Below are 13,637 nucleotides of genomic sequence, written 5' to 3'. Positions count from 1 at the left end.
AATTCGCACCATGACCGCCATCGCTCGTATCACCCTGCTCACGCTCGTCCTGGGCCTGAGTGCTTGTGCGGTCCAGCGTCCGCCGCAGCCGTCGGCGCCGCTGCCTCCCATCCCGTCTTCCGGCCCGGCCACCAAACCGGGTCCGTCGACCGCCCCAAGCAAGCCTGTCACGCCGAACACACCGGCCAGGCCGCTGCCTCGTACTTCCGCCAGCTTCGCCCCACCACCCGGGGGCAATAGCCACTGGGACGCCAAACTTGGGGTCTATGTGCTGGACAACCACACCAACACCTTCTATCGCCAGCGCACCTATTACCGCTGGAGCAACGGCTGGAGCCGCTCCGTCAGCCCGAACGGGCCGTGGGAAGAAACCACCATCGAAGGCGTTCCGGCGGGGTTGGGGCGTCAATTCCGCTAAGAGAGACCACCCTGTGGCGAGCCGGCTAGCCCCGGCTGGGCTCGACAGCTCCTACGCAATTTGGCCGGTGATGAGTCTTCAAGGTTCGACCTGTCATGCCCAGCGTCGTAGAATGCGCGCCTTTGCGCGCCTTCATCGGCCAACCGCGTATTTATCGGAGCACCTGACCATGACGACTACCCCGACCGGCGACTACCTGGAAACCCTCTACGAAGGCTACGGCCAGCGTTTTCGGATGGACAAGCTGCTGCACGAAGTGCGCACCGAGCACCAGCACCTGGTGATTTTCGAGAACCCGCGCATGGGCCGGGTGATGGCGCTGGATGGCGTGATCCAGACCACCGAAGCCGACGAGTTCATCTACCACGAAATGCTGACCCACGTACCGATCCTCGCCCATGGCGCGGCCAAGCGCGTGCTGATCATCGGCGGTGGCGACGGCGGCATGTTGCGTGAGGTGACCAAACACCTGGGCGTCGAGCACATCACCATGGTGGAAATCGACGGCACCGTGGTGGACATGTGCAAGGAGTTCCTGCCCAACCACTCCAAGGGCGCCTACGACGACCCGCGGCTGAACCTGGTGATCGACGACGGCATGCGTTTCGTCTCCTCCACCCAGGAGAAGTTCGACGTCATCATTTCCGACTCCACCGACCCGATCGGTCCGGGTGAAGTGTTGTTTTCGGAAAACTTCTACCAGGCCTGTCACCGCTGCCTGAACGAAGGCGGCATTCTGGTGACCCAGAACGGCACGCCGTTCATGCAACTGGGTGAAGTACAAACCACCGCCGGGCGTCTGCGTGGCCTGTTTGCCGACTGGCATTTCTACCAGGCCGCCGTGCCGACCTACATTGGCGGTGCCATGACTTTCGCTTGGGGCTCGACGGATACCGCCTATCGCAAGCTGTCGCGCGAGACCCTGCGCGAGCGCTTCATTGGCAGCGGCATCGTTACCCGCTACTACAACCCCGAAGTTCACCTCGGCGCGTTCGCCATGCCGCAGTACGTCTTGCAGGCGATCAACAAGCCAGGTAACGACTGATCAGGACTCACACTGACCTGTGGCGAGGGGGGCTCCTTTCACCACAGTGAGGTTCGGCACAAACTCATCGGGCAATCCGCGGCTTTTGTGTTTTCGAACATTCATTGAACAAAATTTTCACAGGACCTTGCGGACAATCCCGGCGCTTGTTGCTGTCGGTGAATGAATGGCGATGCCCAGCCATTCATTCAACGCTCGCGCACTCGCGAGACCCAGGGACCCGGGTGATGGTTGGCATAGGACGCGCCGTTGTTCTATTCGCCCTCCCATCCCATTAGGTCCTTACACGACATGGCAATCCCGGACGCCCTGAGTCAGCAACGCACCACGCATCGCCTGCTGCAACCGACCGTCAAATCACACCTGTCCTACACGTTGCTCTGTGCGCTGGTCATGATGATCATGTTCAGCCTGTTGCGCGTGGCGCTGCTGGTCTACAACCGCGAAATGATCCTCGACACCCCGGCCTCGACCTTCGTTGAAGCGTTCGTCAACGGTCTGCGTTTCGACCTGCGTCTGGTGGTCTACCTGTGTGTCCCACTGCTGCTGGCATTGTTCAGCGCACGGGCGATGGCGGCTCGCGGTTTTTTTCGTTTCTGGCTGACCGTGACCACCAGCATCGCGCTGTTCCTCGGCCTGATGGAGATGGACTTTTATCGCGAGTTTCACCAGCGTCTCAACGGCCTGGTCTTCCAGTATGTGCAGGAAGACCCGAAAACCGTAATGAGCATGCTCTGGTATGGTTTTCCGGTGGTGCGCTACCTGTTGGCGTGGGCCGTGGGCACGCTGATCCTCAGTATGGCATTCAAGGGCGCCGACCGCGCCACCCGACCGCGCGGACCGTTCAGTGGCGGCACCATCGGCACACGTCAGGTTGCTCCGTGGTACGGGCGTGTCGCGGTGTTCATGGTCTGTTTGGTCGTGGCCGTGGGAGCCGCCCGGGGCACACTGCGCCAGGGGCCGCCTCTGCGCTGGGGTGATGTCTACACCACCGATTCGAACTTCGCCAATCAGTTGGGCCTTAATGGCACGTTGTCACTGGTGGCCGCGGCCAAGAGCCGGATGTCCGAACACCGCGACAACATCTGGAAAGCCACCCTCGAGCAGCCGCTGGCCCAGCAGACGGTACGTGACATGCTGGTGATGCCCGACGACAAACTGGTCGATGCCGACACCGCTGCCGTACGTCGCGACTACACGCCACCCGCCGACAAGACTTTGCCGATCAAGAACGTGGTGGTGATTCTCATGGAAAGCATGGCGGGTCACTCGGTCGGTGCCCTGGGCGCGCCGGGCAATATCACGCCTTATCTGGACAAGCTGTCCAAGGAAGGTCTGCTGTTTGACCGCTTCTTCTCCAATGGCACCCACACCCACCAGGGCATGTTTGCCACCATGGCCTGCTTCCCGAACCTGCCGGGCTTCGAGTACCTGATGCAGACACCTGAAGGCAGCCACAAGTTTTCGGGGCTGCCACAACTGCTCAGTGCCCGTGATTACGACGACGTGTATGTCTACAACGGCGATTTTGCCTGGGACAACCAGTCGGGTTTCTTCAGCGGCCAGGGCATGACCACGTTCATCGGGCGTAATGATTATGTGAACCCGGTATTCTCCGACCCGACCTGGGGCGTGTCCGACCAGGATATGTTCGACCGTAGTCTGATCGAACTCAAGGCACGGGAAAACGGCAAGCCGTTCTATGCGTTGCTGCAAACCCTGTCCAACCATACGCCTTATGCGCTGCCGACACCGTTGCCGGTGGAGCCGGTCACCGACCGTGGCAGCCTGAATACGCATCTGACTGCCATGCGTTATTCCGATTGGGCGCTGGGCCAGTTCTTCGAAAAAGCACGCAAGGAGGCTTATTTCAAGGAAACGCTGTTTGTCATCGTCGGTGACCACGGCTTTGGTAACGAGCACCAGATTACCGAAATGGACTTGGGCCGTTTCAACGTACCGATGCTGTTGATCGGGCCGGGCATCCAGGAAAAGTTCGGCCAGCGCAACCACACCGTGGGCACTCAGGTCGATATCGTCCCGACCATCATGGGCCGTATTGGCGGGCAAGTGCGTAACCAGTGCTGGGGCCGCGATCTGTTGAACCTGCCGCCAGGCGACAGTGGTTTTGGCGTGATCAAACCGTCGGGCAGCGACCAGACCACCGCGATCATTCGCGACGACAAAATCCTGGTGCTGCCAAAGGAAAAGGAAATGGCGCCGAAGATGTACCGCTACCAACTCGGTGCCAATCCGCGGGCGGATCTCATCCCAAACGCAACGGACGCCGCCGAAATGAAGTTGAAACTTGAAGCGTTTCTGCAGACCGCCACCAAAAGCTTGCTGGATAACACCGCCGGCGTGGTGGATGGCGTACCGGACTGAGCAGTGCAGCGCATAAAAAAGAGGCCTTAACGGGCCTCTTTTTTTTGTCACTTAGTGGTTCATATCTTGCCCAGTAATAGCAGAATCAACAGCACTACCAGTATGACACCGATGATTCCGGACGGACCGTAACCCCAACTTCTAGAGTGCGGGAAGACCGGCAGGCCACCGATCAGCAGGAGGATCAGGATAATGATGAGTATTGTGCCCATTGTTGATTTCCTTATTGGTCAGTTCTGGAGTGATGCAACTTTCAACTACCAGCACGCATGCGTTAAATCCGGGCGGCTTAACAAGTACGACCTTAACGTCCTGTAAAAAATTCAAAGTCTTTTTGGGGTGTGAAAGACCTGTCTTTGGGAGCAACGCGTGCTTGCGCTGCAAACGACACCATCTTCCAGAACTGTGTCGCGCCGATCGCGAGCAAGCTTTGCTCCCACAGGCGGTTTAACTGGGTGGTTCCCCTCAAAACCTATTAAGGTTTGCCCCCGCCATTCAGCAATCTGATGGAGCGTGGGTGCGGCGGGGACCTTCGCTACACTCGGCTCATCTCTCCCGGAACAACAAGGCTGTTTGCTATGCAAAATCGCATGATGATTACCGGTGCCGGTTCTGGCCTGGGTCGCGAAATCGCGCTGCGCTGGGCCCGCGAAGGCTGGCGCCTGGCCTTGTCGGACGTCAGTGAACCGGGCCTTCAGGAAACCCTCAGGTTGGTGCGTGACGCTGGCGGTGACGGTTTCGTCCAGCGCTGCGACGTACGCGACTACAGCCAACTGACGGCGTTTGCCCAGGCCTGCGAAGAGAAGCTCGGTGGCATCGACATCATCGTCAACAATGCCGGTGTGGCCTCGGGTGGATTCTTCAGCGAGCTGTCACTGGAGGATTGGGACTGGCAGATCGCGATCAACTTGATGGGCGTGGTCAAGGGTTGCAAGGCGTTCTTGCCGTTGCTGGAAAAAAGCCACGGCAAGATCATCAACATCGCCTCCATGGCCGCCCTGATGCAGGGCCCGGCCATGAGCAACTACAACGTGGCCAAGGCCGGCGTGGTGGCGCTGTCGGAAAGCCTGTTGATCGAACTGGCGCAGCAGGAAGTCGGCGTGCATGTGGTGTGCCCGTCGTTTTTCCAGACCAACCTGCTGGACTCCTTCCGCGGCCCGACGCCGGCGATGAAAGCCCAGGTTGGCAAGTTGCTGGAAAGCTCGCCGATCAGCGCGGCCGATATTGCCGACTACATCTATGAACAGGTCGCCCAAGGCCAGTTCATGATCCTGCCCCACGAGCAAGGGCGCATGGCCTGGGCCATCAAGCAGAAGAATCCGCAGTTGCTGTACGACGAAATGACCGTCATGGCCGACAAGATGCGCGCCAAGGCCCGACAGAACCCGAGTTGACCTGGGTGCCCGGCGTCCTCAGGATGGCGGCATTCGGCCCTCCTGATGGACGCTCCCATGCTCAACTACTTTTGGTTTTTTCTCGCCGCGCTGTTTGAAATCGCCGGCTGCTACGCGTTCTGGATGTGGCTGCGCCAGGGCAAGAGCGCCTGGTGGATCGCGCCGGCGCTGCTGAGTCTTACGCTGTTTGCCCTGTTGCTCACCCGCATCGAAGCGACATACGCCGGTCGTGCCTACGCCGCCTATGGCGGTATCTATATCATCGCCTCGATCGGCTGGCTGGCCGTGGTGGAGCGAGCGCGACCGCTGGCTTCCGACTGGGTGGGTGTGGCGCTCTGCGTGGTGGGCGCGAGTGTGATTCTGTTCGGTCCGCGGATCTCGGCCGCCTGAATAAACTCGCTATCTGACAGGGTTTTGCAGGAAGTTTCCTTCAGTCGCCAGAGAGTTGTTTGTAGGGCGTTACTGAATTATTGAGGGTGTCTTGAGAACCTCAAGCGGGCCGGGCATGGTCAAGGTCCAGATATTCTTAAGGACAAGAACCATGCTCGTACTTAGCCGCGCTGTGGGTGAACTGATTTCCATCGGTGATGATATTTCCGTCCGAGTGCTCTCGGTCAACGGCAGCACTGTTCGTTTCGGCGTGGAAGCGCCACGGCATATCGACGTTCATCGCTCCGAGATATACGAAAAAATTCAGAAAAAAAGGGCCCAGGCCAGTCGCAAGGTCTGTTCAGTCGAATAGATGCTTGGGCACGTCGTGCTTGAGCATCAACTGGCACTGTTCGCTGTCCGGGTCGAAGACGATCATCGCCTGGCCTTTGGTCAAGGCCTGCCGGACCCGCAATACCCGGGTTTCCAGCGGCGTGTCGTCGCCATTGTCGGTGCCGTCGCGGGTCACGAAATCTTCGATCAGGCGAGTGAGCGTGTCGACTTCGAGTTGGTCGTGGGGGATCAGCATGGGGTACCTCGGCTAGACAATGTCGCGATGCTACGACCAAAGGGCTTTTGCGGCTAGCCTGTGGTTTTTTCGGCCATTGCAAATCCCTGTGGGAGCGGGCTTGCTCGCGAAGGCGGTGGGTCAGTTTGCATAAATGCTGAACGTACCTCCGCCTTCGCGAGCAAGCCCGCTCCCACAGTTGGATTATGTACACGCCGAGAGAGCCAGGTATGCCGTCAGCCGGCATCGCGATGCCTGGCTCAGTTATCCGACCGCTGCCCAATCAAGCTGTCCACCGACGGCACCCGGGTATCGCTTTCCATCTGCGCATCGTGTTCGAGTTGATGGCTGAAGCGGTCCAGTGAACCCTGGGCCGGTTGGGCGTCGCTGGCGAATACCGGTGGGCTGAGGATGTAGGCGCCCAGCAGGCGGCTCAGGGCGGCGAGGCTGTCGATGTGAGTGCGTTCGTAGCCATGGGTGGCATCGCAGCCAAAGGCGAGCAGGGCGGTGCGGATATCGTGGCCGGCGGTGACGGCGGAATGGGCGTCGCTGAAGTAATAACGGAACAGATCGCGGCGCGCCGGCAGTTCGTTTTCCCTGGCCAGCTTCAGCAAGTGCCGTGACAGGTGATAGTCATAGGGCCCGCCGGAATCCTGCATCGCCACGCTCACCGCGTGTTCGCTCGAGTGCTGGCCCGGTGCGACCGGCGCGATATCGATGCCGACGAACTCGCTGACATCCCAAGGCAGAGCCGCCGCCGCGCCGCTGCCGGTTTCTTCGGTAATGGTGAAGAGCGGGTGGCAGTCGATCAACAGCTCTTCGCCGCTGTCGACAATCGCCTTGAGCGCCGCCAGCAGCGCCGCGACCCCGGCTTTATCGTCCAGGTGCCGAGCGCTGATATGGCCACTCTCGGTGAATTCCGGCAAAGGATCGAACGCCACATAGTCGCCAATGCCCACCCCCAGCGTTTCGCAATCGGCGCGGGTGGTGCAGTAGGCGTCCAGGCGCAGTTCGATGTGGTCCCAACTGATGGGCATTTCATCTACGGCTGTATTGAATGCATGCCCGGAGGCCATCAACGGCAGTACGCTGCCGCGGATCACCCCCGTGTCCGTAAACAGGCTGACTCGACTGCCCTCGGCAAACCGACTGGACCAGCAGCCCACCGGAGCCAGGGTCAGGCGCCCGTTGTCCTTGATGGCGCGCACCGAGGCGCCGATGGTGTCCAGGTGAGCCGACACGGCCCGATCGGGGCTGCTCTTGCGGCCCTTGAGGGTGGCGCGGATCGTGCCGCGCCGGGTCATTTCAAACTCGATACCCAATTCTTCGAGCCGCTCGGCGACATAGCGCACGATGGTGTCGGTGAAGCCGGTTGGGCTGGGAATGGCGAGCATTTCCAGCAGGACCTTTTGCAGGTATTCGAGATCCGGTTCGGGAATTTTGCTGATCATGGAAACTCCTGATGAATTGAGCGCATCGATGGTTTCGATGAGGAAGGGAATGTGTCCGACCTATGAAGTGTTGGTGTCCTTCAAGCCGCCATCGCGAACAGGTTCGCTCCCACAGGGTTTCTGCGGTGGTGCATACCACCGGGTGGGAGCGAGCCTGCTCGCGATGAGGCCCGCCCAGGCACTACACCTATTGAGCCACAGCCTGACTATGGGGAAACAACAAATCCACAAAGCGTTCGGCAGTGGGTTGCGGTTCGTGGTTGGCCAGGCCCGCGCGTTCGTTGGCTTCGATGAACACGTATTCGGGCTGATCGGCCGCCGGCACTAACAGGTCGAGGCCAACCATGGGGATATCCAGCGCTCGCGCGGCGCGTACTGCGGCTTCGCTCAGGGTCGGATGGAGGATGCCCGTGACATCTTCCAGCACGCCGCCCGTATGAAGGTTCGCCGTACGTCGTACGAACAGGTGTTTGCCGGCGGGCAGCACGCTGTCGTAGTCATAGCCTGCCGCGCTCAATGTGCGTTGGGTCTCGGCGTCCATCGGAATCTTGCTTTCACCTCCCGTGGCCGCTTGCCGGCGGCGGCTCTGGGCTTCGATCAGCGCACCGATGGTGTGCCGACCGTCGCCGATCACCTCAGCCGGACGCCGAATCGCCGCCGCCACCACTTCAAAGCCGATCACCAGCACGCGCAGGTCCAGGCCTTCGTGGAAGCTTTCCAGCAGCACCCGAGTGTCGAACTGGCGGGCCGTTTCAATCGCGCTCTGCACTTCTTCAATCGTGCGCAGATCCACCGCTACCCCTTGGCCCTGTTCACCGTCCAGAGGCTTGACCACCAAACGTTCGTGCTCATCGAGAAATGCCAGGTTGTCATCGGCATTGCCTGCCAACTGTTGGGCCGGCAAGTTCAGGCCTGCGTTTTTCAGCACCTTGTGGGTCAGGCTTTTGTTCTGGCACAGGGTCATGCTGATAGCGCTGGTCAGGTCGCTGAGGGATTCACGGCAGCGGACCCGGCGACTGCCGTGGACCAGGGTAAACAATCCACCTTCGGCGTCGTCTACCTGGACTTCGATGCCCCGACGGTGAGCCTCTTCGACAATGATGCGCGCATAAGGATTGAACTGCGCCTCGGGGCCTGGCCCGAGGAACAGCGGCTGGTTGATGCAATTTTTGCGTTTGATGGCGAACGTCGAAAGATTTCGAAACCCGAGTTTGGCGTAGAGACTTTTCGCCAGGCGATTGTCGTGCAGCACCGAAAGGTCCAGGTAACTCAGGCCACGGCTCATGAAGTGTTCGATGAGGTGGCGTACCAGGACCTCACCGACACCGGGCCGCGAACACTGCGGATCCACGGCCAGGCACCAGAGGCTGCTGCCGTTTTCCGGGTCGTTGAAGGCTTTCTGGTGATTCAGGCCCATGACGCTGCCGATCACCGCGCCGGTGTCATCATCTTCGGCCAGCCAATAGACCGGCCCGCCCTCATGGCGCGGCGTGAGCCGTTGTGGATCGATGGGTAGCATGCCCCGGGCCTGATACAGCAGGTTGATCGACTGCCAGTCGGCGTCGCTCTGGGCCCGGCGAATCCGGAAACCGCGAAATACCCGGGTGGACTGGCGATAGTCGCTGAACCACAGGCGCAAGGTGTCGGATGGATCGAGAAACAGCTGCGCCGGCTCCAGCCCGAGTATTTGCTGGGGCGCGGCGACGTACAAGGCAATGTCACGCTCGCCGGATTGTTCATTGAGCAACTCTTGGGCCAGGCTCGTCGGGTCCGGGAAGGTGTGGCCGATCAGCAATCGGCCCCAGCCGCAGTGCACCGCGATCGGGTCGGCGCCCAATTCGCTGCCGTCTTCGGCCAAGCGTGCCTGCAGGCGTTCGTAGGAGGGCGCCTGGCCCCGCAGCAGGCGTTGGTTGTGGGGTTTCATCGATCAGATTCCTTGCTCGCTGAGCCACAGGTTCAGCGCCGCCAGTTGCCACAGCCTTGAGCCGCGCAACGGGGTGAGCTGGCCGTTGGGGTCGGTCAGCAGTCGATCCAGCATCGCCGGGTTGAACAGGCCGCGATCCTGGCTCGGGTCCAGCAGCAGTTCGCGGACCCAGGCCAAGGTGTTGCCTTCCAGATGCTTGAGACCCGGTACAGGGAAATAGCCTTTTTTACGGTCGATGACCTCGCCGGGAATCACCCGTCGAGCGGCTTCCTTCAGGACCTGTTTGCCGCCGTCGGGCAGCTTGAATTTCGCCGGGACCCGCGCCGAGAGTTCCACCAGTCGGTAGTCCAGGAACGGCGTGCGCGCTTCCAGGCCCCAAGCCATGGTCATGTTGTCGACGCGCTTGACTGGGTCGTCCACCAGCATCACGGTGCTGTCCAGGCGCAGGGCCTTGTCTACCGCGGCGTCGGCGCCTGGCTGGGCGAAGTGTTCCTTGACGAAGTCGCCGGCCGCGTCGTTGGCCGTCAGCCATTTGGGCTGCACGGTAGCGGCATATTCCTCGTAGCTGCGATCGAAGAATGCGGCGCGATAGGCCGCGTACGGGTCACTGGCACCGTCCACCTGTGGGTACCAGTGGTAACCGGCGAACAGTTCATCGGCGCCCTGGCCGCTTTGCACCACTTTGCAATGCTTGGACACTTCCCGCGACAGCAGGTAGAAAGCGATGCAGTCATGACTGACCATCGGCTCGCTCATGGCCCGAAACGCCGCCGGCAGTTGTTCGATGATTTCCTTTTCGTCGATGCGTAACTGGTGGTGGTGAGTGCCGTAGTGCTTGGCGATCAGATCCGAATACTGGAACTCGTCACCGCGCTCGCCACCGGCATCCTGGAAGCCGATGGAGAATGTGGAGAGGTTTTCCACTCCGACCTCCCGCAGCAGGCCCACCAGCATGCTCGAGTCCACACCGCCGGAAAGCAGTACGCCCACTTCCACGGCGGCACGCTGACGAATGGCGACCGCTTCGCGGGTGCTGTCGAGTACGCGATCGATCCAGTCTTGCAGGTCCAGGTTTTGCTCATCGGCCCGTGGGCCGTAGGGCAGGGTCCACCAGGTTTTTTGCTCGGTGGTGCCGTCGGCTTCGACCCGCATCCAGGTGGCGGGCGGCAGCTTTTCAACGCCGGCCAGCAAAGTGCGGGGCGCAGGGACGACGGCATGGAAATTCAGGTAATGGTTCAGCGCCACCGGGTCGAGCATCGGGCTGATGTCACCGCCCTTGAGCAGCGCCGGCAACGCCGAGGCAAAGCGCAGGCGCTGGCCGGTACGCGACAGGTACAGCGGCTTGACACCGAGACGGTCGCGAGCGATGAACAGCCGCTTGGCGTCGCGCTCCCAGATGGCGAAGGCGAACATGCCGTTGAGCTTGGGTAACAGCGCTTCGCCCCAGGCATGGTAGCCCTTGAGCAGCACTTCGGTGTCGCCACCGGAATAGAAGGCGTAGCCCAGGCCTTCCAGCTCGGCGCGCAATTCAGGGTAGTTGTAGATCGCGCCGTTGAAGGCCAGGGACAGGCCCAGTTGATTGTCGATCATCGGCTGGGCCGAGCCGTCGGACAGGTCCATGATTTTCAGGCGCCGATGGCCCAGGGCAATGGGGCCCTGACTGTGGAAACCCCACGCGTCGGGGCCGCGAGGGGCCAGGTGATGGGTGATTCGCTCTACGGCCGCAAGGTCCGCAGGTTGTTGATCGAAACGTAACTCTCCAGCTAATCCGCACATAGGTCCTTACCGGTTTTTCCGTTGGGGAGGGTCAAATAGCATACGCCAAAATGGCGGGTACTTTGAAACTGACCGATGGGATTAGCGTGAGTTTTAGATCAATGCGTTATAAGCAGGTGAGGTAGGGGCCGATGGGTTAAGGTTCCGACGTCAGCCGAACGCATATTTGTGGCGAGGGGATTTATCCCCGCTGGACTGCGAAGCAGTCCTAAAACCTGACACCACGGTGTATAAGGCCAACAGTGTGGACTCACTATCTTGGGCTGCTTTGCAGCCCAGCGGGGATAAATCCCCTCGCCACAGGTTGCTGATCCTCCCTATCCCTGAGCCTTGCCCCGAACCAACGCCCGCAACGCAAACCGGTTCGGATGGCAGGCCTCGGCCACGCTTCGGGGCAGGGGCAAAGGTTCGTTGTCCAGCCAGGCGGCAATTAACTCGCCCGACAATGGCGCGGTGATCAGACCCCGCGAACCGTGGCCGCTGTTGATGTACAAGCCGTCGAGCCAGGGACATGGACAGTCCGGCACCTGGCGGGCGTCCTTGTTCAGCGCCGAGTACGCCTGGGTGAAGGCCGGACTCTCAGCCAAGGGGCCGACAATCGGCAAATAATCCGGGCTGGTGCAACGAAACGCCGCGCGGCCTTGAAGGTGTTCCGGGTCCAGGGTGCTGGCGTTCAGGCGCTCTACCAGATCAGTGGAGATTTGCTCCAGCATCTGCAGGTTGCCGGCGTGCTCGGCGGCGGTGGGGGTCAGGTCGTCGTTCTTGAAATCGAAACTGGCCCCCAGGGTGTGCTCGCCCAACCGTGCCGGAGCCACGTAGCCTTCGGCGCAGACCACCGTGCGCAGTGCCTGGCTGTGGGTGGTTTGCGACAGGCGGGTGATTTGCCCGCGAATGCGCTTGAGGGGCAACTCGGCGGCCGCGTCGAAGCGTTTGATCTCGGCGGCGCTGGCGAGGATCACTACCGGTGCGCTCGCCAGGCAACGCTCGCCGTCCCAGGCCTGCCACTGGCCGTCGACGCGGCGCAGCTTTAGGACTTCATGGTGGGTTTGCACCTCAACCTTGGGAGCGGATGCCTGCCAGCGGCACAGCGCGGGCGGATGTACCCAACCGCCCTGCGGGTAAAACAGACCGCCACAGGCCAGGCCGATGCCGGACCGCGCCTCGGCCTGGGGCTGATCCAGGGCATGCAGCAAATCCTCGGCAAAGGCCTCGGCCAATTGCGCCTGGCGCTCGGCTTCCTTGTCGCTGAAGGCCAGTTGCAAGACACCGCAGCCGTCCCAGTCAACACCTCGCTGCAGATGTTCGAGCAGGCGCCGGGTGTAACCGAAACCGCTGAGGATCATCTGCGACAACGCCGTGCCATGGGCCGAAAGCTTGAGATACAGCACGCCCTGCGGGTTGCCGGACGCTTCTTCGGCCAACCCGGCATGCCGTTCCAGCAGCGTCACCTGCCAGCCACGTGCCGCCAGGCTCGCCGCGCTGGCGCAACCGGCCAGGCCGCCGCCGATCACCAAGGCCCGACGCTCGCCGCTGTGCGCAGCGGGGCGGGCGTACCAGGGTTTTACCGGGGGCGGTGCGGGTGTCAGCTGCGGCCAGCCGAGAAAGACCCCGCGAAGGATTTCCCATTTATGGCCGATGCCCTGCGTGCGTTTCATCTTGAAGCCTGCCGCGTTCAACAACCGTCGCACCCAGCCGGTGCTGGTGAAGGTGCTGAGGGTCGCGCCGGGGGCGGCCAGGCGCGCCAGTTCGGCAAACAGCTCGGCGGTCCACATCTCGGGATTTTTCGCCGGCGCGAAACCGTCCAGGAACCACGCATCGATTTGCGCATCCAGTTGCGGCAATTGCTCCAGGGCGTCGCCGATCAACAAAGTCAGCGTGACCCGGCCACCCGCCAGCGTCAGGCGCTGGAAGCCCTGATGGATTGCGACGTACTGCGCAAGCAGTTGATCCGCCTGAAGCTTGAGTGGCGGCCACAAATCCAGTGCCCGGCGCAGGTCGGGCGGGCTCAAGGGGAATTTCTCGACACTGACAAAGTGCAGCCGCGCCCCGGCCGGTGCGCATTGCTCGAACAACTGCCAGGCGCAGAGAAAATTCAGCCCGGTGCCGAACCCGGTTTCACCGATCACCAATCGCCCGTCGTCCGGCAGCGCGGCAAAACGCTCGGCCAGGTTGTTCTGTTCAAGGAACACGTAGCGAGTTTCTTCCAGACCCGACTGGTCGGAAAAATACACATCGTCGAACACCCGCGAGCGCGGGCGACCCTGATCGTCCCAGTCGAGTTGGGCGTGGTGCTGTACGGGTGTCATG

At 61.3% G+C, this 13,637-nt stretch carries 12 protein-coding genes; 6 read left to right on the top strand and 6 right to left on the bottom strand.

Going from position 1 to position 13,637, the window contains the following annotated elements:
- Positions 1–10: 10 nt before the first annotated feature.
- The 3 genes from PSH57_RS20655 to PSH57_RS20645 all read left to right on the top strand — a co-directional run bounded on the left by PSH57_RS20655 (position 11) and on the right by PSH57_RS20645 (position 3,848).
- Positions 11–418 carry a hypothetical protein gene (locus PSH57_RS20655; RefSeq protein WP_305416055.1) on the top strand — a complete coding sequence of 136 codons (408 nt, stop codon included), beginning with the start codon at positions 11–13 and terminating at the stop codon, positions 416–418.
- 169 nt (positions 419–587) lie between these two features.
- Positions 588–1,463, top strand: coding sequence for a polyamine aminopropyltransferase (gene speE, locus PSH57_RS20650; protein ID WP_305385203.1), 876 nt, complete (start codon positions 588–590; stop codon positions 1,461–1,463).
- Between the two features lie 291 nt (positions 1,464–1,754).
- Positions 1,755–3,848 (top strand): LTA synthase family protein, encoded by a 2,094-nt coding sequence (locus tag PSH57_RS20645; protein WP_305385201.1) that lies wholly within the window; start codon positions 1,755–1,757, stop codon positions 3,846–3,848.
- A 59-nt stretch (positions 3,849–3,907) separates the two neighbouring features.
- Here PSH57_RS20645 and PSH57_RS20640 read toward each other — a convergent pair whose 3' ends face one another.
- The gene (locus PSH57_RS20640; protein WP_305385200.1) at positions 3,908–4,060 is read right to left on the bottom strand and encodes a DUF3309 family protein; all 153 of its coding nucleotides are present in this window, start codon (positions 4,058–4,060) and stop codon (positions 3,908–3,910) included.
- A gap of 366 nt (positions 4,061–4,426) precedes the next feature.
- Here PSH57_RS20640 and PSH57_RS20635 point away from each other — a divergent pair, with 366 nt between their 5' ends.
- The 3 genes from PSH57_RS20635 (at position 4,427) to csrA (ending at position 5,984) form a co-directional block, all read left to right on the top strand.
- Entirely contained in the window at positions 4,427–5,242 is an 816-nt protein-coding gene (locus tag PSH57_RS20635) for an SDR family oxidoreductase (RefSeq protein WP_305385198.1), read from the top strand.
- Positions 5,243–5,299: 57 nt separating this feature from the next.
- On the top strand, positions 5,300–5,632 hold the full coding sequence (locus PSH57_RS20630; RefSeq protein ID WP_305385196.1) for a YnfA family protein: 333 nt from the start codon (positions 5,300–5,302) through the stop codon (positions 5,630–5,632).
- A 151-nt stretch (positions 5,633–5,783) separates the two neighbouring features.
- The gene (gene csrA, locus PSH57_RS20625; RefSeq protein WP_256231474.1) at positions 5,784–5,984 is read left to right on the top strand and encodes a carbon storage regulator CsrA; all 201 of its coding nucleotides are present in this window, start codon (positions 5,784–5,786) and stop codon (positions 5,982–5,984) included.
- Here csrA and PSH57_RS20620 read toward each other — a convergent pair.
- The 5 genes from PSH57_RS20620 to mnmC all read right to left on the bottom strand — a co-directional run bounded on the left by PSH57_RS20620 (position 5,973) and on the right by mnmC (position 13,636).
- A complete protein-coding gene (locus PSH57_RS20620) occupies positions 5,973–6,200 on the bottom strand; it encodes a YheU family protein (protein ID WP_305385193.1) in 228 nt (75 codons plus the stop codon). The genes csrA and PSH57_RS20620 overlap by 12 nt on opposite strands.
- Positions 6,201–6,439: 239 nt before the next feature.
- On the bottom strand, positions 6,440–7,630 hold the full coding sequence (locus tag PSH57_RS20615) for an osmoprotectant NAGGN system M42 family peptidase (RefSeq protein ID WP_047226286.1): 1,191 nt from the start codon (positions 7,628–7,630) through the stop codon (positions 6,440–6,442).
- A gap of 187 nt (positions 7,631–7,817) precedes the next feature.
- A complete protein-coding gene (gene ngg, locus PSH57_RS20610) occupies positions 7,818–9,554 on the bottom strand; it encodes an N-acetylglutaminylglutamine synthetase (protein WP_305444733.1) in 1,737 nt (578 codons plus the stop codon).
- Positions 9,555–9,557: 3 nt separating this feature from the next.
- Complete coding sequence (locus PSH57_RS20605; protein WP_305416051.1) at positions 9,558–11,330, bottom strand: N-acetylglutaminylglutamine amidotransferase; 1,773 nt, start codon at positions 11,328–11,330, stop codon at positions 9,558–9,560.
- A 317-nt stretch (positions 11,331–11,647) separates the two neighbouring features.
- On the bottom strand, positions 11,648–13,636 hold the full coding sequence (gene mnmC, locus PSH57_RS20600; protein WP_305385189.1) for a bifunctional tRNA (5-methylaminomethyl-2-thiouridine)(34)-methyltransferase MnmC2/FAD-dependent 5-carboxymethylaminomethyl-2-thiouridine(34) oxidoreductase MnmC1: 1,989 nt from the start codon (positions 13,634–13,636) through the stop codon (positions 11,648–11,650).
- Between the last annotated feature and the right edge of the window lies 1 nt (position 13,637).

Source organism: Pseudomonas hefeiensis, from assembly GCF_030687835.1.
GTDB lineage: Bacteria > Pseudomonadota > Gammaproteobacteria > Pseudomonadales > Pseudomonadaceae > Aquipseudomonas > Aquipseudomonas hefeiensis.
This window is presented reverse-complemented; position numbering and strand designations above follow the sequence as displayed.

Bases quoted from the DNA above. Each gene is read 5' to 3' on its own strand.
- PSH57_RS20655 (WP_305416055.1), top strand. From the start codon at position 11: ATGACCGCCATCGCTCGTATCACCCTGCTCACGCTCGTCCTGGGCCTG.
- speE (WP_305385203.1), top strand. From the start codon at position 588: ATGACGACTACCCCGACCGGCGACTACCTGGAAACCCTCTACGAAGGC.
- PSH57_RS20645 (WP_305385201.1), top strand. From the start codon at position 1,755: ATGGCAATCCCGGACGCCCTGAGTCAGCAACGCACCACGCATCGCCTG.
- PSH57_RS20640 (WP_305385200.1), bottom strand. From the start codon at position 4,060: ATGGGCACAATACTCATCATTATCCTGATCCTCCTGCTGATCGGTGGC.
- PSH57_RS20635 (WP_305385198.1), top strand. From the start codon at position 4,427: ATGCAAAATCGCATGATGATTACCGGTGCCGGTTCTGGCCTGGGTCGC.
- PSH57_RS20630 (WP_305385196.1), top strand. From the start codon at position 5,300: ATGCTCAACTACTTTTGGTTTTTTCTCGCCGCGCTGTTTGAAATCGCC.
- csrA (WP_256231474.1), top strand. From the start codon at position 5,784: ATGCTCGTACTTAGCCGCGCTGTGGGTGAACTGATTTCCATCGGTGAT.
- PSH57_RS20620 (WP_305385193.1), bottom strand. From the start codon at position 6,200: ATGCTGATCCCCCACGACCAACTCGAAGTCGACACGCTCACTCGCCTG.
- PSH57_RS20615 (WP_047226286.1), bottom strand. From the start codon at position 7,630: ATGATCAGCAAAATTCCCGAACCGGATCTCGAATACCTGCAAAAGGTC.
- ngg (WP_305444733.1), bottom strand. From the start codon at position 9,554: ATGAAACCCCACAACCAACGCCTGCTGCGGGGCCAGGCGCCCTCCTAC.
- PSH57_RS20605 (WP_305416051.1), bottom strand. From the start codon at position 11,330: ATGTGCGGATTAGCTGGAGAGTTACGTTTCGATCAACAACCTGCGGAC.
- mnmC (WP_305385189.1), bottom strand. From the start codon at position 13,636: ATGACACCCGTACAGCACCACGCCCAACTCGACTGGGACGATCAGGGT.